The sequence below is a fragment of the Gordonia sp. KTR9 genome (assembly GCF_000143885.2).
In the GTDB taxonomy this organism is placed as follows: Bacteria; Actinomycetota; Actinomycetes; order Mycobacteriales; family Mycobacteriaceae; genus Gordonia.
Genome location: NC_018581.1, coordinates 2851518 through 2877611 on the forward strand (window position 1 = coordinate 2851518; position 26094 = coordinate 2877611).

Consider the following 26094-nt stretch of genomic DNA (forward strand, 5'->3'; position numbering starts at 1 on the left):
GGTGGCGAGCTGACCGCCGAGAAGAGCGGCACGGTCACTCCGGCTCACGGATGCCGCCGTAGATGCCGCGACGGACGATCCATGGCTGCAGGATCGTGTCGACCGACCAGGCGGGGAAGCGGAACGGGCGGCCGTTGGGCGCGAACACCTGCAGACCATCGGCCTGTACCCCGAGCACAGAACCCCACCTTCGCCGCGGCGGAACGTAGCTCCGCACCCGGTCGGGCCGTCCGGCGAGGTCGGCGCGGATGTTGTGCGCGAGCAGGCGATCGGCCCGGTTGCGGGCCGAGCTGCGGAGGTCGTCGGTCGCCGCGACGTCGCCGATCGCGTACACGAACTCGACACCGGGGACCCGTAGTTCGGCCGTCACACGGACGAAGCCCGACGCGTCGAGGACATCCGGCGGCAGCCATTCCGTGTTCGGCGTGACCCGGCCGATGGCCCACAGCACGGCGTCGGCCTCGACCGCCGGCTGTCCGGTCGAGAAGCTCACTGGCCCCGGCGTGATCTCGTCGCAGCCGAATCCGTCGGGCACGGCCGCGCGGTGGCCGCCGTGCACGCCGACACCCAGCCGGCGCAACCGCGCGAGGACCGTGGCCCAGGTCCGCGGATGATGGTGTGGGAGGGCGCGTTCGCCCGGGTGATAGAGATCGATGCGCTTGCCCGGCCAGGTCCGCGCCAGGTTGGCGGCGGCACTCACCGCAGCCGCCCCGCCACCGATGACGGCGATGGAGGCGGCCTCGGCGAACCGCTCGTGCGACGACCTTAGGTCGGCGTCGACGTCCGCGGCGGACTGCAGGTCCGGTTGTCGCCAGAAGCCGTTGCGGACCCCGGTGGAGATGACCAACGCATCGAAACCCTCGACGCTCTCGGAGCCGGCGGCATCGACGACGGTGACGGTGCGGTTGTCGAGATCGGCGGCCGTCAGCGTGCCGTGGACGGTCCGGATACCGTCGAGTTTGCGGAAGCGTCCGAACGGGATTCGGTAATCACGTGCCCAGGCGTCGGGCCGGCTGATCCGCAGACCGAGTTCCTGCCCGCTGACGAGTCCCGGCTTCGACGAGATCCCCACGACATCGACGTGCGAGGCGAGGTGGATCGCGGTCAGCAATCCGGAGTCACCGAGACCGGCGACGACGACGCGCGGTCGGCTCACGCAGAGACCTGACCCGGCGGGTGCGCGGCAGAGCGCGGCGGGCGTGGGACGAAGCGCGGTACCCGGTCGATGACGTCCTGATAGCCGGGGCGTCGCTCGAGACTCCGCTTCTCCATCATCGGGATGCTCGCACCGAGGAACATCGCCAGCATCAGCACCGCTCCCACGAACAGCCACCACCAGTCACCGGGTGAGGCGGCGAGCCCGAACAGGGCCATCGACACCCAGAACATGACCTCGCCGAAGTAGTTCGGGTGGCGCGACCACGCCCATACGCCCGTGTCCAGGACGGCGCCCGGCGTCCGGTGAGCGGCGAAACGACGCAGTTGCCCGTCGGCGACGTACTCGAGCAGCGTGGCGGCGAGTCCGACGACGGCCGCCACGGCGGTCAGCCATGCCACGACGCCGCCGGTGTGGGTGACCGCCACGTAGACCGGGATCATGCCGAGGAACACCTGGACGGTGGGGAAGACGTGGATCGCCATCAGGTCGACGGGCAACTCCGCGCGTCCGGCCCCGGATTTGAGCATCGGATAGCGCCAGTCCTCGTGCTGCAGACCCGGCCAGCCGATCGCCCAGTTGGCGGTGAGACGAATCGCCCAGGCACCGACGACGACGGCGATGACCCAACAGTGCACCGCGTCGATCCCGAGGTCGCCTGCCGCCCACCAGTAGATGAGGAGCGCGGGCGGCACCACACTCCAATAGGCGTCGTAGAAGCTGGAATTGCCGTAGTACCTGCTGAACGCGAAGATCACCAGCGTGGCCAGCAGATCGGCGATCAACGTGTCGAGCCACAGGTGGCCGGTGGCCGGACCCCACATCAGCCAGGCCGCGGCGACCGCGAAGGCGATCACGTAGGCGACGGTGACGCGGACGAACGAACCGGTGCGGCTGATGGCGGTGTCGGTGCTCACGGGCGTGTCCACTCGGTCACAGCTGTTCTTCGATGGACCCGGCGAGTTTCTCCGGCTTGGTGGTCGGGGCATACCGCGCGACGACCGACCCGTCCCGGCCGATCAGGAACTTGGTGAAGTTCCATTTGATGCGCCCGCCGAGGACGCCGGACTTCTGGTCCCGCAGCCATGCGAACAGCGGGTGGGCGTCGGGACCGTTCACGTCGACCTTCGCGAACATCGGGAAAGTCACGTCGTAGGTCAGCGAGCAGAAGTTCTTGATCTCGTCCTCGTCACCGGGCTCCTGGTGCCCGAACTGATCGCAGGGAAAGCCGAGGACGCGCAGCCCCTTGTCGGCGTAGTCGCGGTGCAAGGCCTCCAGGCCGCGGTACTGCGGGGTGAATCCGCACTGCGAGGCGGTGTTCACGATGAGCAGGGGACTGCCCTGGAATTCCGAGAGTTCGACGGGGTTGCCGTCGATACCGGTGGCGGTGAAGTCGTACGCAGAGGTCATGACCCTACGCTACGTGCCGATCAAGCACTTGCTCGGGAGAACCGTCGAAGGACTTCGGATCACTCCCCGAAGCGTTCCGTCCGGATGCGGGTCCGGTCGTGGCCGGCGTCGACCATCCACTGGGCGCAGTTCTCGACGAAGCGGTTCGGCCCGCAGATGAACACCGTCGGCGACGTCGCGGGATCGAGCGTGAGTCCGGCAAGTTCGTCCGCGGTGAGGCGCCCCGGGGGTCGCGTTGCATTCTCGGGCCCGACGCGGGTGTGGATGAGGTGAACGTCCATGCGCCGGTGGTCGATCAGCTGCCGGAACTCGTCCCGGTAGTAGACGCGGTCGGGACTGCGGACGGAGTAGACGAGTGAGAACGGCGTCTGCGGCGCCTCGACCTCGCGACTGCGGATCATCGACATGAGCGGCGCGATACCGGAGCCACCGCCGATCAGCTGGACGGGGCGGTCGTCGCCGGACGGCCACGTGAACCAGAATCCGTGCGGATCGCTGATCTCCAGCGGGTCGCCGGGCTCGACGACGTCGACCAGGTACGGCGACACCTCGCCGTCATGGAGTCGTTCGACGGTGACCTCGACCGAGCGGGTCTCCCGGACGTCGGACAGCGAGTAGGCCCGCGCGGTGGAGTAGCCGTCTTCGGCGGTCAGGCGGATGTCGACGTGTTGGCCGGGCAGCGCGTGGATGGCCTCGGGAAGGGCGAGGCGCAGCGTCCGCGCGGTCGGGGTGATGTCGACAACCGAGGTGACCGTCGTGAGATGCCAGGTCGTCACGAGTAGCGCTGCTCGCGCCAGGGGTCGCCGTACATGTGGTATCCGCGCTCCTCCCAGAAACCGGGTGCGTCCTCGGTCATGAACCGAAGTCGCCGAACCCATTTGGCACTTTTCCAGAAGTACAGGTGCGGCACCAGGAGTCGTGCCGGACCGCCGTGCTCGGCGGCGAGCGGTTCGCCGTCGTAGGTGTCGGCGATCCAGCCGCGCCCGCCGACGAGATCGGCAAGCGGCACATTGGCGGTGTAACCGCCGTGGCAGTGCGCCATCACATACGGTGCCGGCTCCCACGGCAGCGCCTGCAGCAGCGTGTCGAACGAGACTCCGCGCCACCGCGTGTCGAACTTCGACCACCTTGTGACGCAGTGGATGTCGGTGGTGATGTCGTCGTGCGGCATATCCTGGAACTGCTCCCAGGTGAACGTGGCCGCCCGATGGTCTGCCGACTGCACGGCCAGCATCCAACCCTCCGGGGCGACGGAGGGTGTCGGCTCGGAGGACAGGACCGGGAAATCGAGTGTCGTGTACTGCCCTGGTGGGAGACGCCGCGCATCGCGGTCGCGGCGTCCCACGAACCCTCGGTTGACGATGGCCATGGTCGCGCAGTCTACGCGGCTGCGTTCCATTCGGCCCGCTCGCTTCGCTCCGGCGCCGTCAGGAGAAGTCGAACAGCGGCGGCACCGCGACGACCACCGCGGCCGCCCAGACCCCGAACACTGGCAGGTAGTCCGTCTGCCACCGCTCCGTGGCGTCGAACCCGCGGCGGCGACGCACGAAACCGAAGAGCAGATACGCAGCCCACGACAGGTTCACCAGCAGAACGAGGTTGAGGCCCAGGGCCACGGTCTTGTTGGCGGTGAACCCGAACTCCGCGATACGCGAGGCCATGATCGTCAGCATGACCGCGTCGACCGCGAGCGCGGTCACCACCAGTACCAGCTGCAGACGGTCGAAGAGCTCCGGCCGCAGATGCGGATCGCGCGCCGAGATGGCGTACAGAAGCAAGCCGAGAACGAGGACGAGGATCAGGTCGACGAGGATCAGCAACTCGCGGTCGACGTCCACGACGTCGCCGCTGGTCACCATCGCGACCAGCAACACGACGAGCATCACCGCGGTGATCGGCGTGAACACCTTGGTCAACACCGGTGCGATGTTCTCGACCACGCTCTGCTTCGCCTCGACCAGCCAGGCGGCGAGCAGCACTATTCCTGTCGCAGCGATCGGCGCCAGCCACTGGGAGATCACGACGTCGACGTCGATGTCGAGGGCACCGAAGGCGCCGGCGGTCAGCCCCGTGAGCACAGCCGCGCCCAGGCCGAGAAGCGTTGCATACACGACCCATTCGCCGGTGAAGCGGATGAAGTCCATGCGCCGGGGACCCGATCTCCATCGGCCGCCGACGTACGTCACGCCCACCAGGAACCACAGGACGATCGGCGCGTGGATCGCGACGATGGCCTGCGTGGGCCCCTCGTCGACGAAGGGATAGATGTTGACGGTCACACCGGTCACGACGAATGCGGCGGCCACCGCGAGCGCGGTTCGTGTCGAGACCCGGCGTTTCCAGCCGAAATAGACTGCCAGAAACGGCAAGACGAGCAGCGTCGCATTGCGGACGAGAACCCATTCGGGCATGACCTCCAGCGCGATGCGGACCGTGGCGGCCGCCGCGACGACGAGACCGATCACGACGCCGAGCTCGTGACGTCTTCGGCCCAGATCCCCGGCTGGTTCCGCGGTCAGGACCAGCTGTTTCCACAACCTGTCGGAATGCTCGCGGGCGAACTCGCGCGAGAGCGCATCGACTCGTCCCATTCGCTTGACGGCGACCAGGAACGCTTCGTCGTCGTCGAGACCGCCGGCGGCGAGGTCGGCGATCTGACCGCGCAGGTGGTCTTCCATCTCATCGGCATCGGTGGTGGCAATGGCCTGATGGCGCAGGACATATCCGCGCCACCGGTCGATCTGGCTCTCGAGTTCGGTGTCCGCGCTCACGCCAGGCCCTCCGCGGTGGGCGGCAGGGCGACCGTCCGCCACACCTGATCGAGCGCGTCGGCCACGACTTCCCATTGGGACCTGCGCTCGGCGAGGGCGGCCAGCCCCGACGGCGTGATCGTGTAGTGCTTACGCCGTCTGCCGGTGTCGGCCTTGCCCCAGGTCGCCTCGACATGGCCGGCACGCTCGAGCCGGTGGAGCAACGGGTAGAGCATGCCGTCGGTCCATTCCATCCGGCCACCGGACATCTCCCGGACGCGCTTCAGGATCGCGTACCCGTAGGACTCACCCTCGGCGAGAATGCCGAGCACCAGCGGCGTCGCGGAAGCGGCCACCAGGTCTTTCTCGATATACATAGAACCCCTATACCTAGAACTACAAGGAGCATAGCAGCTCTAGGTATAGGGCTGATCCGATCGAGGCCTACCGGGTATCTCCGACAGCTATTTCTATTTCTTGGACAGCGACGACTCCTTGTGCGCCGCCTTCGAACCCGTCTTCGACGACTTGACGATCCAGTACGGCTCGTCCTCGCTGGCCTTGAATTTCTGGCCCTCGAAGGTGAATTCCTTGGTCCGCTTCTCCTCGGCCGTGCCCTCGGTCTCGCCCTGAGACGTGTTCCAGCGCACGGTGTCGTTCTTCTTGATCGCCATGGCGGCAGAGTGCCCCGCCGGCAACGATGGTCAAACCTGCCCCCGCCCGCTCGTCCGCGCTGGGCGACGCGAACCGCACCCGTCGGATCGCTTGCTGTGGAACGATCATCAGGTCGTCGAGCCGGAGGTGCGCATGGGCGTGGAACATTCCGAGAACCATCGGGGAACCGATCCGGCCATTGATGTCCGGGGCCTGCGCAAGAACTTCGGCAAGTTCGAGGCGCTACGCGGGCTCGACCTCCAAGTCGCCCGCGGCGAGGTCCACGGTTTCCTCGGACCCAACGGTGCAGGCAAGTCGACGACGATCCGCGTCCTGCTGGGTTTGTTGCGGGCGGACGGGGGAGAGGTCCGACTGCTGGACGGCGACCCCTGGCGTGATGTCGTGGAGCTACATCGGCGACTGGCATACGTACCCGGCGACGTCGCGCTGTGGCCGACGATGACCGGCGGCGAGATGATCGATCTGCTCGGCTCGATGCGAGGCGGTCTCGACGAGGAGCGTCGTGCCGATCTCGTGGCGAGGTTCGAACTCGACACGACCAAGCGCGGGCGGCAGTACTCCAAGGGCAACCGGCAGAAGGTCGCGATCGTGGCCGCGTTGGCGTCCGATGTCGAGTTGCTCATCCTCGACGAGCCGACGTCCGGGCTGGACCCGTTGATGGAGAACGTATTCCAGGAAGTCGTGCGCGAGGCCACCGACCGGGGTACCACCGTGCTGCTGTCGAGTCACATCCTTGCCGAGGCCGAAACCCTCGCCGACCGGCTCTCCATCATCCGCGACGGGGCCGTCGTGGCGACCGGCACGCTGGCCGAGCTTCGCGGGCACACCCGCACTTCGGTTCGTGCGGAACTGGATTCGCTTCCGGATCCGAATCTCCTGGCGCAGCTGCACGACGTCGACGTGCGCGACACCGGTTCCGGAGGGCATCGCCTGAGCGCGACCGTGGACTCGGACCGGATCGGTCCGGTCATGGCGGTGCTGCCATCCTGCGGCCTGCGCGCCCTGACGGTCGAACCACCGTCGCTGGAGAGTCTGTTCCTGTCGCTGTACGAGACGGGCGATCTTCCCCGAGGCGAACGGTGAGGCGATGACGGCGTCGACGATCGGCACCGCCCCGCTGTTGCGGGCCTCCCTGCACCACGAGGGTCGCAGCTTCCTGCCGTGGATCGTGCTGCCGACCGCTCTCGCCGTGTCCTCGGTCATCGCGTATCCGTTGTTGTTTCCCGACGCCGCGGAACGCTCCGCGTTCGCCGCGACCATCGGCTCGAATCCCGCGCTGGGCCTCATCTTCGGGCCCGCCTACGACCTGTCCACCGTCGACGGTTTCGTCGCGTGGCGCAGCCTCGCGCTCGGCGGATTCGTCGCGGCCCTCGCAGCGATCTTCATCGTGGTCAAAGCCGCGCGCGGACAGGAGGACTCCGGCCAGGCGGAACTCCTCGCCGCAGGTGTGCTCGGGCGCGCCGCGCGGCTGTCGACCGCGATGATCATGGCCGGCATGTGCTCGATCGCGGTGGGGGTCGTCGCGGGTCTCGCGACGTCGCTGTGCGGCGGGGACTGGGAATCGTCGTTTCTGCTGGGAGCCGGGTTCACGGTCACCGGTTGGATGTTCGGCGGCGTCGCGGCGGTGAGCGCCCAGGTGGGTTCGGACGCGCGGGCCGCCACCACGATCTCGGTGTCGCTTCTCGGCGTGCTGTTCGTTCTGAGGGGTTTCCTTTTCTCGGTGAACGCACCCGCATGGACCACGTGGATCAATCCGCTGGGTTGGGTTCAGGAGACCCGACCGGCAACCGGAGATCACTGGTGGCCGCTGCTGCTCGGCGTGATCTTCGTGGTCGTCGTGGGAGCGGCGGCGTTCGTATTGCAGGGCGCGCGGGACTTCGGTCAGGGACTCGTTCCGGCGCGGCCTGGTCCGTCACGGGGCCGCGTCGGCTCGCCTTTATCCCTGGCGTTCCGCCTCAACCGCGCGCCGATCGTGTCGTGGGCACTCGCCTTCGTCGGACTCGGCGTCGTCTTCGGCTACTTCACCAGGTCGGTTCGCGGTCTGCTGACGGCCAACCCGGCGATGGCCCAGATCTTCGCCTCCGGCGCCGCGTCGCCCGCGGACCTGGTGTCGGCGTTCGTCACGACGATTCTCGGTCTGGTGGGGATCATCGCGTCCGTCGCCGGCGTTCAGGTCGTCAACCGAATCCGTACCGAGGAGCTGGAGGACCGCGCGGAGGCGGTACTCGCCACCTCCGTCAGCCGGTCGAGCTACTTCGGCGCCACCACCGGGGTCGCGCTCGTCGTCCCCGCCGTTCTCGTCACCGTCGCCGGCTCGGTCATCGGGATCTTCGCCTCGACAACGGATCTCGACATCGGTTTCGGCGATGTGTTCGTCCAGTCGATTGCCACGATCCCGGCCGTCTGGGCCGTCGTCGGCATCGCGGTCGCAGTGATCGGCGCCCGACCCCACATGCGGCCCGCGATCTGGCTGGGCGTCCTGGTGTCGTTCGTGCTGACGATCCTGGGCCCGAGCTTCAAGCTCCCGGAGTGGGCGCTGGGAGTCAGTCCGTTCCACCACGTGCCGGATGTCTCTGCCGCGCAACCCGACTGGTGGGGGCTGTGTGGGGTGGGAGTGGTCGTGGTGTTGCTGGTCGTACTCGGGTTCGCCGGGTTCCGGCGGCGGGACGTGCCGTAGACGCACCCTGGGGTGCGAGCCCAACCACTCATCCCTGGGGTGCGACCCCAACCACTCATCCCTGAGGTGCGAGCGAGCCCAACTACTGATCCCTCAGGTGCGAGCGAGCCCAACTACTGATCCCTGAGGTGCGAGCGAAGCGAGCCACGAAGGGCCTCGCAACGCGTCTCACCAGGCCCTTCGAGGCTCGTCGCTTTCGCTCCTCGCACCTCAGCCTGGATCCGTGGATGTGTTTAGGGTGTCGATGACAAGAAAATGCCCTTTGAACTGGGATGATTGGTGGTGTTGAGACAACAAAACAACCCAGTCAAAAGGCACTTTCAGTGAAAGTATCGCATAGGTTCACTACCGAGTCCGCTGTCTTCGATGACGACAACCTGGTGTCGCATGCCGGGCTAGTACCGGTGATGCGACTGGCCCACTCGACGGGGTTGGCCTCCCAGCTGGCCGAGCGAGTCGATTTGGGCACCACCCAAGTCGCCTCAGCCGGGGCCAACCTCGACGCGAAGCTGTTGACCGTGATCGCCGGATTCTGTTGCGGCGCCGACAGTATCGACGACCTCAACCTCGTCCGCGCCGGTGGGCACACCCGCCTGTTCGACCGCGTGTACGCCCCGGCCACGATCGGACAGACCCTGCGCGAGTTCACCACCGGTCATGTCCGACAACTCAACGCCGTGATGACCCGGACCTTACCGGCGATGTGCGCGCGGGCAGGGTTGTTACCCACCGACGGCGCCCGAGTGTTTGTCGATATCGACTCGCTGCTGCGCCCGGTCTACGGCTATCAGAAACAGGGCGGCTCCTACGGCCACGCCAAGATCGCCGGACGTGAACTCCTCCGCCGGGGCCTGTCACCACTGATCGCCACCGTCTGCGCGCCCGGTCATCCACCTGTGATCGCCAACGCGTGGCTGCGCGCAGGGCGCGCCGCCTCCGGTGCCGGGGCAGCAAAAATGATCGCCGAAACCATCACCACCGCACGCCGCGCCGGAGCCGCCGGCGAGATCACGGTACGCGGGGATTCGGCCTACGGCTCGGCCGAGGTGATGGCGACCTGCGAGCGTGCAGGAGCCACGTTCTCGCTGGTCCTGCGGACCAACACCGCTATCACCCGCGCGATCACGGCCATCAAAGACGATGCCTGGACACCGGTGCACTATCCCGGCGCGGTCACCGACCCCGACACCGGCGAACTGATCTCCGATGCCGAAGTCGCCGAAACCACCTACACCGTGAAACCCCAGTCGCCTCACCCGATCACCGCCCGACTCATCGTGCGCCGCGTCAAAGCCCACCACCCCGCCAACACCGACACCCTGATGCCCGCCTGGCGGTACCACGCATTCTTCACCAACACCACCGACGACACCGTCACCGCCGACATCAACCACCGAGGCCACGCCATCATCGAGACCGTGTTCGCCGACCTCATCGACGGACCGCTGGCACATCTACCCTCCGGAGTGTTCGGTGCCAACGCAGCCTGGCTGGCCCTGGCCGCCATCAGTCACAACCTCCTGCGCGCCCTCGCCGCGCTCAGCGCAGCACCGGCACTGCGCGCCGCACGCGGGGCGACGCTGCGCCGAACACTCATCGCCGTGCCCGCCCGACTGGCCCGACCAGCACGAACACCCGTCCTGCACCTACCCCGCCACTGGCCAGCACAACACGCCTTCACCGCGTTGTGGACCGCAATAAACACCACCTGACACACACACTCCACACTGCCCAACCACGACCAGGAACCCCAGTGAAAAAGCTGACACAAGGTCAGCGAATACCCGACGCCCACACCACAACCAGACACTCAGCCATCACCAACCACACCCCCCGGATAACCATCCACGGATCCAGGCTCAGGGAGCAACGGGAACTCACGCTACCGCTCCTCACACCTCAGGGGGCAGGAGGGTTACGCACCTGAGGGAGCAGCGGAAGCTCACGCCACCGCCACCTCAGGGGGCAGGCGGGTGTCCGCACCTCAGGGGGCAGGAATCAGCCCAGGGCTGCCGCGAGGCGGCGCCACTGCTCGCGCGGGAAGCCTCGGTGGTCGGCCTGCAGAACCTGCACGCAGACGTGGTCCGCGCCGGCCGCACGGTGCTCGTCGATCCGCTTGCGGATCGCGGCCTCGTCGCCCCAGACGATCAGAGCGTCGAAGAGTCGGTCGCTCGCCGAGGTCAGGTCCTCCTCGGAGAACCCGAGTCGCCGAAGATTGTTGGCGTAGTTCGGCATCGCGAGGTAGCCCTTGAGCCATTTCGTGCCGATCGCGCGTGCTTCGTCGCGGTCGGCGGCGAAGATCGCCGTCTGTTCCGGGGCGAGCAGCGGTCCGTCGCCGAGAGTGTCGCGGGCGATCGAGGTGTGGTCCGGGGTCACCAGGTAGGGGTGGGCTCCGGCAGTCCGGTCGGCCGAGAGCTGGAGCATCTTCGGTCCGAGCGCGGCCAGCACCCGGGCATCGGCCGGCACCGGCTGCGGCGCGTCGTCCAGGCCGTCGAGGAACGCCTTGGTGGTCGCGAGCGGCTTCTTGTAGCGTCCGGCTTCCTGCGCGTCGATCAGCGGTGCGTGGCTGATGCCGAGGCCGAGAAGGAACCGCGGGCCGAACTGCTCGCTGAGGCGCGCGTGGGCCGCCGCGACGTCATGCGGCTCATGCATCCACATGTTGAGGATTCCGGTGGCGATCACAGTGTTGCGGGTGGCACCGAGCAGGTTCTCGACCGCATCGAGGACCGGACCGCCCACGTCGGGGATCCACAGGGCTGTGTAACCCAATTCGTCGAGCTCGGCCGCGGCTTCGGCGGCCTCCCCGGTGTCTCCGTACCGTAGCGGTGAACTCCAGATTCCTACGCCGTCGAATTTCATGCCCTCGACACTACCGATCGAGTGATCGGGTTGTGGCGACGGTCGAATCCGGCTCAGCTGTTCGCCGGTCGACCCGCCGCCGCCTCCAGCCGCGCGTCCATCGCGGCGGTCATCCGCTTGAACAGGTTGATCGCGACGACCCCCGCGACGATGAGGACGACTCCCGCGACGGTGCCGAGTGAGTCGGTGACCAACCCGGAGATGCCGATCGCGAGAACGTAGATCGGCACCCAGCCGAACAAATGCAGGATGCTCTCCGGTTTCTCGTCGGTGGCCCATCCCTCCCGAATCGCAGCACGGTAGGTCGCGTAGTCGGGATAGAACTCGGTGAACGCGATCGCGAAGATCGTGCCACCGATCTGGATGATCCACCCGGTCCAGAAGTTGTTCGGGTCGTCGAGCACCAGATCGCCGAACGCGCCCGAGATCGCGGCGACACCGAACCCGGCCACCCATGCCCAGGTGATGACGTAGTTGATGTGGATGAACAGCGGGCTGTCCCAGAATTCCTTCTCGGTGGTCTCCCGCGCGTACTGGAGGGTGAACGGCTGACGCACGAGGATCGACCCGAGCGCGAACGAGACCAGAGCGATGTTGGTCATCTCCCCGCCCCAGCGCTCCAGCCAGTCGATGACGCCGTCGGAGGCGAACAACGCGATGATCGCCATCGTGCCGAAGTAGGTGACGTCGAAGACTTCGAGGAGCTTCACACTCGTGCCACGCTTGTGACCGCCGATCACCAGCAGGAGCGACAGCGCGAACGCCGACGCCGCGGCTTCCTCGAACCGGCCGGGCCCCGCGAGCAGCGCCATGAGGATCCACGGGGACATACCCGCGAACGGCGAGTTGAGGAACAGCGTCAATGCGTGCCGGGCGCCCGACGTCGGCGGTGGATCGGTCCGCGTCGAGTCGGCCACCGGCGGAGTCGGATCATCGCTCATTGCTGAATTGTGAGGCGCGACGAGGCAATCCGCAGCGCACTACGGCAATCCGCGTCACATTTGTGTGGGGCCGGGCCCGCAGGTCCCGCCCGGACATCCGCACTCATGGCATCCCCGACGACGGCCAGCCGTCTCAACTTCATCGACATGGCGGGCGGTCCATGAGAACTCCGCGATTCGGGTAATTCAGGCGGCGACCGGGGCAAATTCCCCGATGGACACGTTCTTTCACCGCGCAGCGCATAAATTCCGTGGTGGTGTGGGGGAGGATGATCCCGGAGGCGGGAGGGGTGACTCGATGGCACGATCCGCAGGTGACGACCACGGGTCCGCGGGGATGCCCGCCGGAGTCGTTCCCGGCGCTGGGGAAACACCCGGCGACGCCGCCGTTGCCGAACGTCATCGCCTCCTACTCGAACTGAGCCCCGACGCGATCGCCGTGCACCGGGACGGCTTGATCGTCTATGTCAACTCTGCTGCGCTCGCTTTCGCGCGCATCGACGACCGCGAGGCAATGCTCGGCCGTCCGATCGCCGAGTTCGTCCATCCAGAAGAGTTGCCCCGGATGGTCGAGCGGATCGCGTCCATGAGCGATGCGCCAGGTGCCGCGACGAAACCCGAAGAAGTCGTGATGGTGGACGCCCACGGTGTCTCGCGACCGATGGAGGTCATCTCGGTTCGCACCGTGTGGCACGACTCCCCGGCCTACCAGGTCATCCTGCGCGACGTCTCCGCGCACAAGGCGGTCGAGTCGGCTCTCCGCCGGCACGCGATACTCCTCGAGCATGTGAGCAACGCGGTGGTTGCCGTCGACGACCAGTTGACCGTCCTGTCGTGGAACCCTGCCGCAGAGCGGATGTACGGCCGGCGCGCCTCCGAGGCGATCGGACGGAATCTCGACGACGTGGTCGGCGTCCACGTCGATCTGCAGACGGCGGTCTCGCTCGGCAGGGCGGTGGATCAGCTGCATCGCCGTCACGACAACGGACGATCATTTCCGACCCGGACGTCGGTGACGACCATGGACGACGGATTTCTCGTCGTCGTCGAACCGACGCACCGCTCTTTCGTCGAGCGTCTCGGCGTCGTTCTCGATGCACTCCATCAGGCGGTGATCGTCGTGCGCGAGGACGGCGACATCGAACTCGCGAACCCGGCCGCGGCGACAGTGCTGGGCCAGGAGGCGGTCCCGGGATCGGGGATAGACGAGCTGAAACTGGAGTTCGCCGAGGGCGAGTCCCCGATCACGCAGTGTCTGCGCACCCGCGAGCCGGTCACCAACACGACCGCGAAGGTCACGACATCCGTCGGGGCACGCTGGTTGTCGTGCAGCTGCCGACCGATCCCCGACGACGGCACCGACGTGGTCGTCCTCGTGTCGTTCGTCGATGTCACCGACGACTTCCGGGAGCGAACCGACCTCGCGTGGGGCCCTGTCCGCGACCCGTTGACGGGCTTGTACAACCGCTCCGGGATCATCCGTGAGCTCGAATCGCACATGGCCGGACTCGATGCGGAAGACGAGGACGACTCGTGCTGTGTCGCGATCTTCTACATCGATCTCGACAACTTCAAACTGGTCAACGACTCACTCGGCCATGCCGTGGGCGACGAGGTGTTGCACACCATCGCGGAACGGCTGGCGCTGATCACACCCGACTGCGCCGCGGTGGGACGTCTGGGTGGCGACGAGTTCGTGCTCGTATCCACCCTTGGAACAGCGTGCTCAGCTGACGAGATCGAGGCGCAGATCGACAAGATCCGCGGAACGGTGGACGAACCCGTCACGGTGACTTCCCGGTCCGAACCGCTCACTGTCCGGGCGAGTATCGGCGTTGCGACCGTCAATGCCGGGGACGAGTTCACCGCCGCCGACCTCCTGCGCGACGCCGACATCGCGCTGCACCGGGCGCGCAAGGCTTCGCGAGCCAGCTACGTCCGGTTCCAGACCCAGCACCGGGAAGAACTCCAGCGCCAGCAGCGTATCGAAGAGGAACTGCGACGCGTTCTCGAGGCCGACACCGACCAACTCGAGGTCCACTATCAGCCGATCGTGTCGACCGGTGACGGCACCCTCGTCGGACTCGAAGGTCTTCTGCGCTGGCACCACCCGGAGCTGGGCTCCATCTCACCGACCGAGTTCATCCCGCTCGCAGAAGGATCCAACCTCATCGACCGGGTGGGGAACTACGTCTTGGAGACCGCCGCCGCCGAGGTGGCGGCCGTCCCCGAACTGCGCCGGGTGATGTTGTGCATCAACGTCTCCCGGCGCGAACTCACCAACGGGCAGTTCCCGGACCGGCTCCGGGACACGATCACCCGGTCCGGCCTGGACCCCGCCGCGTTCTGTCTGGAGATCACCGAGAGTGCACTCGACCCGCTCGACGGGGACCTGCTCACTCTCTTGCGGGACGTACGCGAGCTCGGAACACAGGTGTCGCTCGACGATTTCGGCACCGGTGCGTCGTCGCTGAGCGAGTTCTACCGCCTACCGGTCAGCGTGCTGAAAACCGCGAAGTCCTTCGTCGACGCCCTCGAGGAACATCCGAGCGCGAAGTCGATCCTCGCCGGCATCGTGACGATGGCGCACGCCGCCGGGATGCGGGTCGTCGCCGAGGGAGTGGAAACGGAGTCGCAGGCCGCGATCGTCGCCGAGGTCGGGTGCGACCTGGCCCAGGGATACCATTTCGGCCGCCCGGCTCCGCTGGCGGAGGTGATCGCGTCCGGACTCCGGATCCGTCCGAATCCCGGTGTCTGGGAGACCGCCTGACCTTCCCGGCGCACGCGTCGACTGCCCCCCCATACTGCGACACGAGACCACCGGCGCGCGCCTGCGATCCGTGTTCGTCTGTGTCCGATAGCGTCAGTCAGGGCGACTCACGCGAGTAGATTGAGCGCCAACGTCGATTACCCGGCGTCCATGCAACCGGACAGCGAGGTCACGGACATGACACACATTCTGCGGTGGGCTTCTCCGACGGTCAGGACGACGCCATGACCGACCAGCAGCGCGAAGTCGCCGAACAACACACTGCCAAGGTCATCGGCGTCACGGTCGCCGCCGCGGTCGGCGGATTCCTGTTCGGTTTCGACAGTTCGGTCGTCAACGGCGCGGTCGACTCGATCGAAGCGGATTTCGGACTGGGCAAGCTGATGACCGGCTTCACCGTCGCGATCGCACTGCTCGGTTGCGCGCTCGGCGCCTGGTTCGCCGGCCGGTTGGCCGACGTCTGGGGTCGCAAGCGCGTGATGCTGCTCGGCTCCGCACTTTTCATCATCTCGGCGATCGGGACCGGTTTCACCCAGACGATTCCCGACCTGCTGCTGTGGCGTGTCCTCGGCGGCATCGGCATCGGTATCGCCTCGGTCATCGCGCCGGCCTACATCTCCGAGATCGCACCGGCCCGATACCGCGGTGCCCTCGCCTCCATGCAGCAGCTGGCGATCACGCTGGGAATCTTCGCGGCGTTGCTCTCCGACGCCCTGCTCGCCGACAGTGCCGGGAGCGCGTCGAGCGACTTCTGGTGGGGTCTGGAGGCGTGGCGGTGGATGTTCCTCGTCGGCGTCGTGCCCGCGGTCGTCTACGGTGTGCTGGCGCTCCTGATCCCGGAGTCGCCGCGATACCTGGTGGGCCGCAACCGCGATGCCGAGGCGGCACGGATCCTGCAGGAGGTGACCGGCGAGGAGAATCCGCTCGAGCGGGTCAGAGAGATCAAGCTGACGGTCAAGCGTGAGGCGAAGTCGTCGATCAGGGACATCACGGGGCCGTCGTTCGGACTTCACCCGCTCGTCTGGGTGGGCATCTGGCTGGCGATCTTCCAGCAGTTCGTCGGTATCAACGCGATCTTCTACTACTCGACCACCCTGTGGCAGTCCGTCGGCTTCTCCGAGGCCGACTCGTTCAAGACGTCGGTCATCACCGCCGTCATCAACGTCGTGATGACCTTCGTGGCGATCTTGTTCGTCGACCGCCTCGGACGCCGCAGGCTCCTGCTCGGCGGTTCGGTGGGCATGTTCATCGGCCTGCTCATGGCATGTATCGCGTTCACCCAACAGATCGGTGAGGGCGAGAACATCACACTGCCCGACCCCTGGGGTGTGGTCGCACTGATCGGCGCCAATTTGTTCGTGGTCGCGTTCGCGGCGACCTGGGGCCCCGTGATGTGGGTGATGCTGGGGGAGATGTTCCCGAACCGGATCCGCGGCGTCGCCCTGGGCGTCTGCACGGCGGTCAACTGGGTCGCGAACTTCACCATCTCGATGCTGTTCCCGCCGATGACCGAAGCAGTGGGCTTGGGGATCATCTACGGGTTCTTCGCCTTCTGCGCCGCGGCGTCGTTCTTCTACGTCTTCCGGAAGGTCGAGGAGACCAAGGGCATGGAGCTCGAACAGATGGATTCGGTGGCAGACGCGCGACTCTCACAGTTCACCGCGGTCCGCGCGGCGAAGGACAAGGGCTGAATGTTCGATCTCCGCGAACTCTCGCGCCGCGTTGTCGCCGCCCCCATGGCCGGTGGTCCGACCACCCCGGAGCTGGTGGTGGCGGCGGCGTCGGCTGGCGGTGTCGGCCAGCTCGCCGCCGGCTACCTGAGCCCCGACAAGGTGCGCGCCGACATCACGGCCGTGCGGGCGGCGGGCACCGAGGTCTTCGGCGTCAACATCTTCGTTCCGGAATCGGAGCCGGTGGACCCCGACGCCCTCGCCCGCTACCGTGCCGAACTGGTGCCGTATGCGCGAAATCTGGGTGTGACCCTTCCCGACGTCGACGACCTGGGCGACGACGACGACCATTTCGACACCAAGATCCGGCTGATGTGCGACGAGCGGATCCCGCTTGTCTCCTTCGCTTTCGGGTGTCCCCGGCCTGAGGTCTTCGCCGAGCTACACCGGCATGGGTGCAGCGTCGGGGTCACGGTGACCACGGCCGCGGATGCCGAGATCGCCGGGCAGGCCGGGGCCGACTGGCTCATTGTGCAGGGTCCGGACGCCGGCGGTCATCGATCGGTCTTCGACCGTCGGATCAGCTCTCCCACACTGCCTTTGCATGACTTGATCGGCGAGGTGGCCGATCGGGTGAAACTGCCGATCGTCGCCGCGGGCGGGATCTCGACGGCGGCCCGGGCCGACGAGATCCGATCCCTGGGACCCGTTGCGGTACAGGTCGGTACCGTTCTGCTGAGAACCAGCGAGGCCGGTACCAAGCCCGCCCATGCGGCCGCACTCGCCGATCCGGAACGAACCGAGTCCGTGGTCACGTGGGCGTTCAGCGGCCGACCTGCCCGCGCACTGCGAAACCTGTTCACCGACAGGTTCTCCGACGTCGCGGTGGCCGAATACCCGGCAGTCAACACGTTGACCGGCGGCATCCGGCGCGCCGCCGCCAACGATCCCGACGGCATCAACCTCTGGGCCGGGAGCGGGTTCCGCGACGCCGTCGAGGAGTCGGCCGTCGATACGATCACCCGGCTCGGCTGATCACGCTCCGAACGAGTTCAGGAACCGTGCGGGTCGCGCTCGTTCAGCGTCGCGACGACCTCGGCATAGTCGCCGCGCGCTTCGCCCCACCGCAGGAACTTCACCCGCTCGACGAGCAGTTCGGTGGCGGTGGGCTGTGAGCCGATGAGGTCGACCACCTCGTCGACGAATTCGTCGAGTGGCATGGCGATGTCGCTCTCACGCTGCCCGGGCAACAGATCGGTGCGTACCGCCGGCGGTACGAGTTCGACGACGTCCACCGATGTGCCGGCGAATTGGAGGCGCAACGACTCGCTCAGCATGTGGATGGCGGCCTTGGTGGCGTTGTAGGTCGGTGTCACCCGAAGCGGGGCGAACGCCAGGCCGGAGGACACGGTCGTGATCGTGGCGGCCGGCCGCGCCTGCAGGTGTTCGATGAACGCGGCGATCAGACGGATCGGGCCCAGCAGGTTGGTGGTGACGGTCGCTTCGGCGGTGTCGAGGAAGCCCGCCGGTGACGACCAGTCCTCGATGCGCATGATCCCGGCCATCGCGACGAGCACGTCGAGATCAGGGTGCTCGGCGATGACCTGTCGTGCGGCCACATCGACACTGTCCGGGTCGGCGACGTCGATCTCCATCGTGTGCAGCCCGGGGTGCTCGGCACGGATTCGGTCCAGGAGTTCGGTGCGCCGCCCACCGACGATGACGGTGTTGCCCTCGTCGTGCAGCCGGGTGGCAAGGGCCAGGCCGATTCCGCTGGTCGCGCCGGGGATGAAGATGGTGTTTCCGGTGAGGTTCATGCCGTCGAGTCTCCGATCCGGCAGGGAGACGATCCAGAGCGCGCTCATCGGGGGATCGCCGATCCCTGGCAACGCGGTACCGGCGCCGCGATACTGACGAGATGGATCGCGATGCGCTGGCCGGGTTCCTCGTGAGCCGACGCAACAGTCTGCAACCGTCGGATGTGGGTATTCCGGCAGGCGCCCGGCGGCGCACGACGGGTCTGCGTCGTGAGGAGGTCGCTCAGCTCGCGACGATGTCCACGGACTACTACACCCGACTCGAGCAGCGCCGCGGCCCACAACCGAGCACGCAGATGCTGTCGGCGCTCGCTCGCGCCCTACGCCTCACCGCCGATGAGCGGGACTACCTGTTCCGGGTCGCCGGGCACAGCGCACCGGACCGGGTGGCTGCGTCGGACCACATCGCACCCGGACTTCTGCGCGTCCTGGACCGGCTGACCGGCACGCCCGCCCTCATCCTCTCGGCGCTGGGGGATACGTTGATCCAGAACGATTGCGCGCGAGCATTGTTCGGCGACAACGACCACCTCACCGGGATGGAACGCAGCGCCATCTACCGGTGGTTCGTGCACCCCGACGACGAGCGCCCCCGCTATCCGGCCGACGACCACGAACGGCAGAGCCGGGCACAGGTCGCCTCACTGCGGGCTGCCTACGGTGTGATGGGTGCGGAGTCACGAGCCGGAGCGATGGTGGCAGAGCTCCGGCGCCGCAGCAGCGAGTTCACCGCACTCTGGGACACCCACATGGTGAGTCGACGCTTCGAGGACCACAAGATCCTGCTCCATCCCGAGGTCGGCGCGATCGAGGTGGATTGCCAGGCGTTGTTCACCGAGGACGAGACCCAGGTCCTGCTCGTGCTGACGGCGGCACCGAGGACCGATGCGGCCGGAAAGATCGAGTTGCTCAATGTTCTCGGCACCCAGCAGCTCCGGCTCGACCCGCGCTGACGGTCCGGCCCGTGACGCGCGCCGACGGCCGCTGCGACAGCGCGCATCGCGGTGGGACTACGGCGAACCGGTCGGACGCGTGTTGATCCGCCTGCCGATCGCGGACACCTGCCGAAGCTGCGCACGCGTCAGCCGATCGATGACGAGTTCGCGCACATTGGCCACATACCCGGGCGCGGTGGCCACCACCTTCTCCCAACCCGACTCGGTGAGAACGGCATTGGTGAACCGGCCGTTCTCCGGGCAGGGGTGGCGCCCAACCCACCCACGTTTCTCGAGTCTTCCGACCACATGCGACAGCCGCGACAGCGAACCGTAGGACAGTTCGGCGAGCTGGCTCATCCGCAAGGTGTGGTCCGGCGCCTCGGACAGAGCAGCCATCACCTCGTACTCGAAGTGTGTGATCTGGGCGTCGCGGAGGAGCTGGGCGTCGAGCGCGTGGGGGAGGTGGGCCAGCGCGGTTGCCACCTGAATCCAGGCGTCCATTTCCTCGTCGTCGAGCCAATTCGGCTCGGGGGCAGTCGACATCTGCGCAGTGTATATGAAGTGAACACATCCGTGATCAGGTTGACGCGTCAAGTGTCATAGCCTAGCCTTCACTTGATTCATCAAGTCAGAACACACTCTCAGTGAGGCGGCTCAGTCATGACCAACCCCATCGTCCGCAGCGCGGGCATCCTCCTCGGACGCGTCGCCCTCGGCGTCATCTTCCTGGCCCACGGCCTGCAGAAGTTCCAGCAGAACGGCTGGACGGGACCGCAGACCGGATTCGACATGATGGGCGTCCCGGCCGCATCGTTCTCGGCGTTCGTCGTCACCTGGCTCGAGATCCTCGGCGGCATCGCACTGATCATCGGACTGCTGACCCCGATCATCGCCGCGCTGCTGACCCTGAACATGATCGGCGCATTGTTCATCGCACACGTGGACAACGGCATCTGGGTCTCCGACGGCGGCTACGAGTTGGTCCTCGCCCTCGGGGCCGGCGCACTGATCCTGGCTGTCATCGGCGCCGGGCGTTTCAGTGTCGACGCCGCACTGGGCTCGAAGGTCAGCTGGCTGTCCGCCGACGACTCCCGGTCGCGCGAACTCGCGGGATCCACGCGCTGACGGCCCGCTCGCTCCGCTGACGACGCAGCGCCCCGGCCCCGTTCGGCCGGGGCGCTGCGTCGTTGACATACAGTCCCCGTCAGGGTGCCGAGCGGAATGAGAGACATGACCTGGCTGATGCTGATCGCGGCGATCGCCTCCGAGGTGGCGGCGACCTTGTCGCTCAAGGGTGCACAAACCGAACCGGAGCTGTACGTCGTGGTTGCCGTCGGGTACATGCTCGCGTTCGCACTCCTCGCCGGAGTCCTCAAGCGCGGCATGGGTCGGGGTGGCCTACGGGATCTGGTCGGCGTCGGGTGTGGCCCTCACCGCGGTTCTGGCGACCTGGATCTTCGACGAACCCTTCGGGATCGTGATGGGGATCGGCATCGTGTGCATCGTGATCGGGGTGGTCCTGGTCGAGACCGGTCACCGGCCACCCGTCGACGCCGGCACCACGGAGGCCTGACCGTGGGATATCTGTTCATCGTCGCGGCGATCGTCGCCGAGGTCACCGGCACCCTCGCATTGCGCGCCGCCGCGACCGGCCGTCGGCGTTTCTACGCAGTCGTGGTGGCCGGATATCTGACGGCGTTCGTCGCGTTGACATTCGGGCTGAGGAACGGTGTGCCGCTCGGTGTCGCCTACGGCATCTGGGCCGCCGCCGGCGTCGCGGCAACGGCTGTCGCGGCACACTTCCTGTTCCGCGAGCGGCTCACCCGTCGAATGGTCGCCGGTATCGGCGTCATCATCGTCGGAGTGCTCCTCGTCGAGCTGGGTGCGCTGCACTGACCTGCGGCTCGGAGACTGCCCCCGCTGGGGCCTCGACGGTCAACCGCGTTCGGAATCGGGGGAGCTCACGTCCATCTCGACGTCGGACTCGACGTCGCGTGGATTGTCGAATGAGACGTCGATCTCCTGGAAACCCTTGTTGCGCTGCGCGAGAACCTGTGCCGAGTACGCCGCCTCATCACCCTTCGTCAGGCTGACGTTGTCGGTGAACGGCGTCAACAGCGACCGCGGGTAGAGGTGATCCACCCGCACCGAGTTGGTTTCGAGGCAGAACACGATCACGATCGACGCGATGTACAGGAACGCCAGCAGGCCCAGCACGATCGCGAAGACGCCGTTGGTGGAACTCGCGTTCCCGATGACGTGCTGTACGTAGACCGCGCCGAAGGTCTGGATGATCTGCCAGCCGACCGCTGCTGCGAAAGCACCCGGCAACACATCCCGCACCGACACATCCCGGGCGGTTCCGATCCGGAACGCGACCGTGAACACCAGCGTGCTCAGCGCCACCGACCCGAGGATCGCCAGCCACCGCCCCACGATGCCGAGCTCGAAGGCGGCCGAGACGCCGTTGACGACGGTCAGGCCGATCACCGCGACGCCGATCGTCGACAGCAACAACAGTCCACGTAGGCGGGCGACGATCGGATCCGGGCGCTCGTTGCGCGGGACCGCCCAGATCGTGTTCATCGCGTTCTGGGCGGCGACGGCCACTCCGAGGCCGCCGTACAGGGAGACCACGACCCCGATGACGATCGCAGTGACACCGCCACTGAGTTTCTCGGGCTCCTCGAGTTGTCCGCCGATGACCGGGATCTGGCTCATCGCCGAGTCCAGAATCCGTTCCTGGAGGTCGGGATTGTCGGCCAGGACGATCCCCAGCACGGTCGCGAAGAGCAGCAACAGCGGGAACAGCGAGATGAAGGCGTAGTAGGCGCACAGTGCCGCCAGGTACGCGCCCTGATCGTCGACGAACTTGTAGATGACGGCGAGTGGGAAACCCGTCGCCGGATGGTCCCGCTGGAACCGGTCGACCCGCTCGGTCAACGACACCCGTTCATTCCTCCTCGACGGATCGTCCGCGCTTCTCGCTCAGTCGAACGAGTCATTCACCGGGAGTTACCACGGTGGTGCCGACTGTAACCCGCACGCGGCCTGATTGTCCGACACGCCATCGGATCGGCGATTCACCGAAATGGATCAGCGCCGGGAATGCCGAGTGCCCGGAACGGGAGCCCTAGACGCCAATAGGCGAGACCGGCCAGACCACGTGGGAAGAAGCGTTCCGTGGTCGTGGTCTCCACGACCCCGCGCGAACCGTCGACGTCCCGGATCTGCTGTTCGCGATAAGCCCTACCGAATCTGTTGTCGCGCAGGCGTACTCGGAGGAAGTCCGGCCGTCGCGCATCTGCGATCTCGCCGCGGTGTCGCGCGTCCCGTTCGAGACGGTCCCAGACCGTCGTGCGGCTCGCCTGCTCGCTGCTGCGGGTGACGGTTTCGAACATCTCCTCGCCGGCCCACTCCGGGTCGGTGGGCAGCGGCTCGGCGGGGGACACATCGGCGGAGGCGTTGGCCCAGGAGGCCGGCCCGTCGCCGCGCGCGGACCGTTCGAGGGTGAGTGCCACCGCCTGCGAGTAGGGGGTCAGCCCGCCGTCCGGACGATCGATGATCGCGTCGACCGCTCGGTCGCGGCACACCGCGTCGCATTCGAGCGATTCGATCAGCGGTCGTGCGATCTTGCCACGAATCGGCGTGACGAACCGGACCCACCGGCTGGCCAGGGCCGGGGTGAGGTACGGCAGGACCACCATGATCCGCGGACGCAGGCCCGCGACCTCTGCATACACCTGCATCATGTCGCCGTATTCCAGGACGTCGGGCCCGCCGATGTCCCAGGTTCTGGACGACGGGACGGTCGCGGTGGCCGCCTCGACGAGATAGTGCAGCGCATCGTCGACGGCGATCGGCTGGATCTTGTTGTGCACCCACCGAGGTGTTGTCATCGCCGGTAGACGCTCGGTGAGGTGCCGGATGAGTTCGAACGAGGCCGACCCCGATCCGATCAAGGTGCCTGCCTGCAACGCGACGGTTTCGATCGGCGAGTCGATCAGGATGTCTCCGACCTCAGCACGGGATGCGAGGTGTTCGGAGAGCTCGGTGCCGGACGGGTGCAGGCCGCCCAGATAGACGATCCGGGAGACCCCGTTCTGCTGGGCTGCGGCGACGACGTTCTCCGCGGCACGTCGTTCCTCGGCGGCGAAGTCGGCGTCGGTGCTCATCGAATGCACCAGGTGGTAGACGACGTCGACGCCCGCGAAAGCCTTCACCAGCGAATCGCGATCGGAGAGATCACCTTCGACCACCTCGGCTCCCGGTTCGGACAACCACGGTGCGCCGGACAGCTTGTCCGGCGTCCGCGCCAGCGCGCGCACGCTGTGCCCGCGTGCCAGCAACCGCGGTGCCAACCGGCCGCCGACATAGCCGGTCGCTCCGGTGACCAGACAGGTTCGCGACTCGTCCACCTGACTCCTCTGCTCTGGGATGTGCTTCTCAGGCTAGGGAGACTGTTCGCGTCGTGCCGCCCTATCGGCAGGGTCGGTGCCGGATCGTTCTCTGCGGCCACGGTTCGGTAACGACGCGATGCACAGGACACGTGACCAACCCGCATCAGCCGTCGGCCGGTGAGCCGTCATCCGCTCCCGCCGGCGAGTTCTCGAACCACAGGCACTCTTCCACGAGCCCGGCGCTCTTCCATCCGTCGGCGGTCCGGACCATCGAATGGTGATAGTTTCCGCCGCACGTGCTCAGTTCGGGCATGCCGACAAAACGCATCGGGTTGTAGAACATCGCACGCACGTCAGCACGATCACCCTCGCCGGGGTGGGCGAAGGTGTACTCGATATTGGTGATGAAGTGCTGACTCACCGACACGAACGCGAAACTCTCCTCGAGCCACGCCGCGATCTCGTCCCGGGTGCCCGCCTGACCGAATGGCGTCGACGAGTAGTCGACCACCGCTTCCGGGGTGAACACCGAACGCCACAGTTCCCAGTCCCTGGTGTCGACGGCGCGTGAGTACCTGTACAGCGTGTCCGCGATGCCGAACCGGTCGCTGATCTCTTGCAGATCCATCGTTCTCCAGTCGGTCGATCTCCGCTGTGCCGAGGTGACCCGCGGTCGCCGGCTTCCTCGTCGACGACTATAGACACCAGTCCAGACGCCTGTCAGCGATTTCCGCTGTGCTGCGTGATCGGTCAGCTGGTGCTCGCGAGATCCCGGACGACGCGGAGATCGGCGACGAAGGCGTCGAACGCCTGATCGCGCTGTTCTGCGGGTCCGCGGAGAATCGACGAGGGATGAACGGTCGCCACCACGGACTCGGAATGGTCGGGACCGACATCTCCGTCGGCTCCGAGGTCGAAGCGTTCGCCACGGTGCTTGGTGAGTCGAAAACCGGTGCCCAGCAACGCCTGTGCGGCTGTGGCGCCCAGACACACGACGATGCGGGGCGAGACCGCGTCGAGTTCGGCCAACAGCCAGGGCCGGCGCGCGACGACCTCACCGCGGTTCGGCTTCTCGTGAATTCGTCGCTTCTGACCCGCTGCCCGGGTGTACTTGAAGTGTTTCACCGCGTTCGTGACATAGGTGATCTCGCGGTCGATGCCGGCGGCCTCGAGTGCGCGATCGAACACGCGGCCGGCCGGACCGACGAACGGTTCACAGGCACGATCCTCCTGGTCACCGGGCTGCTCGCCGACGAACATGATCGTCGATCCGGGATCGCCCGCGCCGAACACGGTCTGGTCGGCGTCGCGGTAGAGGTCGCACCCACGACAGGCGCGCGCCGCCGATGCGAGGTCGTCGAGGTCGTGCGAGTCGGGGACGAACTCAGCCGCGCCGACATGCGTCGTCTTTGCTCCGGGATTCACGATGCCTGCCAACCGTGGTCATCGACGAGACCGTCGAGCAGAGCGGACCAGTCGGCGAACCGCGACACCGGCGACCGCGCCGGTGACCACCCACGGCCCGCCCACGAGCAGCGGATCGATCCAGGCATGACTGCCGTCGACGCGGGTGCGGCCATGGCGCGATGACCAGCCGTGGTGGGTGAACTCAGACGCGATGCCGGTCTCGGTCAGTGGGTTGTCCGGTCGGGCGGTCGCCAGGGACGCGAGGTGCGCTTCGATCGACGCCACACGGTCGGCGCCGAGGAGGATCAGCCAGTGCGCCGCGCGACCTTCGCTGTAGCGGTAGGCAGATCGCCGGATCGCGCCGGACAGCCCGCGCGGCGGCGTCGATGTACCGAAAACCGGTGTGAGGAAGGCGTGTTCGTTGGACCGTTCGCGAGGTCGACGCTCGGGCTGGTCGTCCGGGACGGTCCAGTGGACGCCGGGCGCCGGTTCGACGGGCAGTTCGCGGGGAACCGCGGGACGGTTCGCGGTGTCCAGATCGACGCCCCAGCCCGGGATCCGGTCGACGAGGGCGGAGGTGTCGGGATCGTTGGGGCGGTCTGCGGGATATGCGGGCACGGTTCC

Annotated in this window: 26 protein-coding genes and 1 pseudogene; 10 read left to right on the forward strand and 17 right to left on the reverse strand. The window is 67.0% G+C overall.

The window, feature by feature from the left end; all coding sequences use genetic code 11:
• Window positions 1–34 precede the first annotated feature (34 nt).
• The 8 genes from KTR9_RS13650 to KTR9_RS13685 form a co-directional block, all read right to left on the reverse strand.
• On the reverse strand, window positions 35–1156 hold the full coding sequence (locus KTR9_RS13650; protein WP_014926841.1) for an FAD-dependent oxidoreductase: 1122 nt from the start codon (window positions 1154–1156) through the stop codon (window positions 35–37).
• Entirely contained in the window at window positions 1153–2055 is a 903-nt protein-coding gene (locus tag KTR9_RS13655; protein ID WP_044507921.1) for a DUF1295 domain-containing protein, read from the reverse strand. Before KTR9_RS13655 ends, KTR9_RS13650 begins: the two co-directional genes overlap by 4 nt.
• Window positions 2056–2089: 34 nt before the next feature.
• Window positions 2090–2566, reverse strand: a complete 477-nt coding sequence (locus KTR9_RS13660; protein WP_010842582.1) for a glutathione peroxidase — start codon at window positions 2564–2566, stop codon at window positions 2090–2092.
• 59 nt (window positions 2567–2625) lie between these two features.
• Window positions 2626–3342 carry a ferredoxin reductase gene (locus tag KTR9_RS13665; RefSeq protein ID WP_014926843.1) on the reverse strand — a complete coding sequence of 239 codons (717 nt, stop codon included), beginning with the start codon at window positions 3340–3342 and terminating at the stop codon, window positions 2626–2628.
• On the reverse strand, window positions 3339–3935 hold the full coding sequence (locus KTR9_RS13670) for a sulfite oxidase-like oxidoreductase (RefSeq protein ID WP_044506700.1): 597 nt from the start codon (window positions 3933–3935) through the stop codon (window positions 3339–3341). Before KTR9_RS13670 ends, KTR9_RS13665 begins: the two co-directional genes overlap by 4 nt.
• 58 nt (window positions 3936–3993) lie before the next feature.
• On the reverse strand, window positions 3994–5337 hold the full coding sequence (locus KTR9_RS13675; RefSeq protein ID WP_014926845.1) for a permease prefix domain 1-containing protein: 1344 nt from the start codon (window positions 5335–5337) through the stop codon (window positions 3994–3996).
• On the reverse strand, window positions 5334–5693 hold the full coding sequence (locus KTR9_RS13680; RefSeq protein ID WP_010842578.1) for a PadR family transcriptional regulator: 360 nt from the start codon (window positions 5691–5693) through the stop codon (window positions 5334–5336). Before KTR9_RS13680 ends, KTR9_RS13675 begins: the two co-directional genes overlap by 4 nt.
• A 93-nt stretch (window positions 5694–5786) precedes the next feature.
• Complete coding sequence (locus KTR9_RS13685) at window positions 5787–5990, reverse strand: DUF2945 domain-containing protein (protein WP_004018570.1); 204 nt, start codon at window positions 5988–5990, stop codon at window positions 5787–5789.
• A gap of 133 nt (window positions 5991–6123) precedes the next feature.
• Between KTR9_RS13685 and KTR9_RS13690 the strand changes: the two genes are divergently transcribed.
• The 3 genes from KTR9_RS13690 to KTR9_RS13700 all read left to right on the forward strand — a co-directional run bounded on the left by KTR9_RS13690 (window position 6124) and on the right by KTR9_RS13700 (window position 10380).
• Window positions 6124–7074 (forward strand): ABC transporter ATP-binding protein, encoded by a 951-nt coding sequence (locus tag KTR9_RS13690; RefSeq protein ID WP_044507923.1) that lies wholly within the window; start codon window positions 6124–6126, stop codon window positions 7072–7074.
• Window positions 7075–7078: 4 nt separating this feature from the next.
• Window positions 7079–8668 carry an ABC transporter permease gene (locus KTR9_RS13695; RefSeq protein WP_014926848.1) on the forward strand — a complete coding sequence of 530 codons (1590 nt, stop codon included), beginning with the start codon at window positions 7079–7081 and terminating at the stop codon, window positions 8666–8668.
• A gap of 323 nt (window positions 8669–8991) precedes the next feature.
• A complete protein-coding gene (locus tag KTR9_RS13700; RefSeq protein ID WP_014926849.1) occupies window positions 8992–10380 on the forward strand; it encodes an IS1380 family transposase in 1389 nt (462 codons plus the stop codon).
• A 286-nt stretch (window positions 10381–10666) separates the two neighbouring features.
• Here KTR9_RS13700 and KTR9_RS13705 read toward each other — a convergent pair whose 3' ends face one another.
• Together KTR9_RS13705 and KTR9_RS13710 are read right to left on the reverse strand one after the other, a co-directional pair.
• Window positions 10667–11527: an LLM class F420-dependent oxidoreductase gene (locus KTR9_RS13705; protein ID WP_014926850.1), complete on the reverse strand. Its 861-nt coding sequence runs from the start codon at window positions 11525–11527 to the stop codon at window positions 10667–10669.
• A 53-nt stretch (window positions 11528–11580) separates the two neighbouring features.
• Entirely contained in the window at window positions 11581–12468 is an 888-nt protein-coding gene (locus tag KTR9_RS13710; RefSeq protein WP_193363191.1) for a hypothetical protein, read from the reverse strand.
• A 298-nt stretch (window positions 12469–12766) separates the two neighbouring features.
• Between KTR9_RS13710 and KTR9_RS13715 the strand changes: the two genes are divergently transcribed.
• From KTR9_RS13715 to KTR9_RS13725, 3 genes are all read left to right on the forward strand, one after another.
• Window positions 12767–15238 carry a sensor domain-containing protein gene (locus KTR9_RS13715; RefSeq protein WP_014926852.1) on the forward strand — a complete coding sequence of 824 codons (2472 nt, stop codon included), beginning with the start codon at window positions 12767–12769 and terminating at the stop codon, window positions 15236–15238.
• Between the two features lie 224 nt (window positions 15239–15462).
• The gene (locus KTR9_RS13720) at window positions 15463–16929 is read left to right on the forward strand and encodes a sugar porter family MFS transporter (protein ID WP_014926853.1); all 1467 of its coding nucleotides are present in this window, start codon (window positions 15463–15465) and stop codon (window positions 16927–16929) included.
• A complete protein-coding gene (locus KTR9_RS13725; RefSeq protein WP_014926854.1) occupies window positions 16930–17943 on the forward strand; it encodes a nitronate monooxygenase in 1014 nt (337 codons plus the stop codon). It abuts the gene before it with no gap.
• Between the two features lie 17 nt (window positions 17944–17960).
• Here KTR9_RS13725 and KTR9_RS13730 read toward each other — a convergent pair whose 3' ends face one another.
• Window positions 17961–18725 (reverse strand): SDR family oxidoreductase, encoded by a 765-nt coding sequence (locus tag KTR9_RS13730; RefSeq protein ID WP_044507925.1) that lies wholly within the window; start codon window positions 18723–18725, stop codon window positions 17961–17963.
• Between the two features lie 101 nt (window positions 18726–18826).
• Here KTR9_RS13730 and KTR9_RS13735 point away from each other — a divergent pair, with 101 nt between their 5' ends.
• Window positions 18827–19678: a helix-turn-helix transcriptional regulator gene (locus KTR9_RS13735; RefSeq protein WP_014926856.1), complete on the forward strand. Its 852-nt coding sequence runs from the start codon at window positions 18827–18829 to the stop codon at window positions 19676–19678.
• Between the two features lie 57 nt (window positions 19679–19735).
• Here the strand turns inward: KTR9_RS13735 and KTR9_RS13740 are convergent, their stop codons facing one another.
• On the reverse strand, window positions 19736–20206 hold the full coding sequence (locus tag KTR9_RS13740) for a MarR family winged helix-turn-helix transcriptional regulator (protein WP_044506705.1): 471 nt from the start codon (window positions 20204–20206) through the stop codon (window positions 19736–19738).
• A 117-nt stretch (window positions 20207–20323) separates the two neighbouring features.
• On the opposite strand from KTR9_RS13740, the gene KTR9_RS13745 reads away from it, so the two are divergent.
• The 3 genes and pseudogenes from KTR9_RS13745 to KTR9_RS13755 all read left to right on the forward strand — a co-directional run bounded on the left by KTR9_RS13745 (window position 20324) and on the right by KTR9_RS13755 (window position 21559).
• Complete coding sequence (locus KTR9_RS13745; protein ID WP_014926858.1) at window positions 20324–20788, forward strand: DoxX family protein; 465 nt, start codon at window positions 20324–20326, stop codon at window positions 20786–20788.
• A gap of 105 nt (window positions 20789–20893) precedes the next feature.
• Window positions 20894–21236 (forward strand): annotated as a pseudogene (locus KTR9_RS13750) (DMT family transporter).
• 2 nt (window positions 21237–21238) lie between these two features.
• On the forward strand, window positions 21239–21559 hold the full coding sequence (locus KTR9_RS13755) for a DMT family transporter (protein WP_010842565.1): 321 nt from the start codon (window positions 21239–21241) through the stop codon (window positions 21557–21559).
• A 39-nt stretch (window positions 21560–21598) separates the two neighbouring features.
• Here KTR9_RS13755 and KTR9_RS13760 read toward each other — a convergent pair whose 3' ends face one another.
• The 5 genes from KTR9_RS13760 to KTR9_RS13780 form a co-directional block, all read right to left on the reverse strand.
• Window positions 21599–22612 (reverse strand): YihY/virulence factor BrkB family protein, encoded by a 1014-nt coding sequence (locus tag KTR9_RS13760; RefSeq protein WP_010842564.1) that lies wholly within the window; start codon window positions 22610–22612, stop codon window positions 21599–21601.
• A gap of 134 nt (window positions 22613–22746) precedes the next feature.
• The gene (locus KTR9_RS13765) at window positions 22747–24081 is read right to left on the reverse strand and encodes an NAD(P)H-binding protein (RefSeq protein WP_014926860.1); all 1335 of its coding nucleotides are present in this window, start codon (window positions 24079–24081) and stop codon (window positions 22747–22749) included.
• 145 nt (window positions 24082–24226) lie between these two features.
• Window positions 24227–24691, reverse strand: coding sequence for a nuclear transport factor 2 family protein (locus tag KTR9_RS13770; protein ID WP_014926861.1), 465 nt, complete (start codon window positions 24689–24691; stop codon window positions 24227–24229).
• Window positions 24692–24813: 122 nt separating this feature from the next.
• A complete protein-coding gene (locus KTR9_RS13775) occupies window positions 24814–25488 on the reverse strand; it encodes a UdgX family uracil-DNA binding protein (RefSeq protein ID WP_014926862.1) in 675 nt (224 codons plus the stop codon).
• Window positions 25489–25506: 18 nt separating this feature from the next.
• Entirely contained in the window at window positions 25507–26088 is a 582-nt protein-coding gene (locus KTR9_RS13780) for a hypothetical protein (protein ID WP_010842560.1), read from the reverse strand.
• Window positions 26089–26094 lie beyond the last annotated feature (6 nt).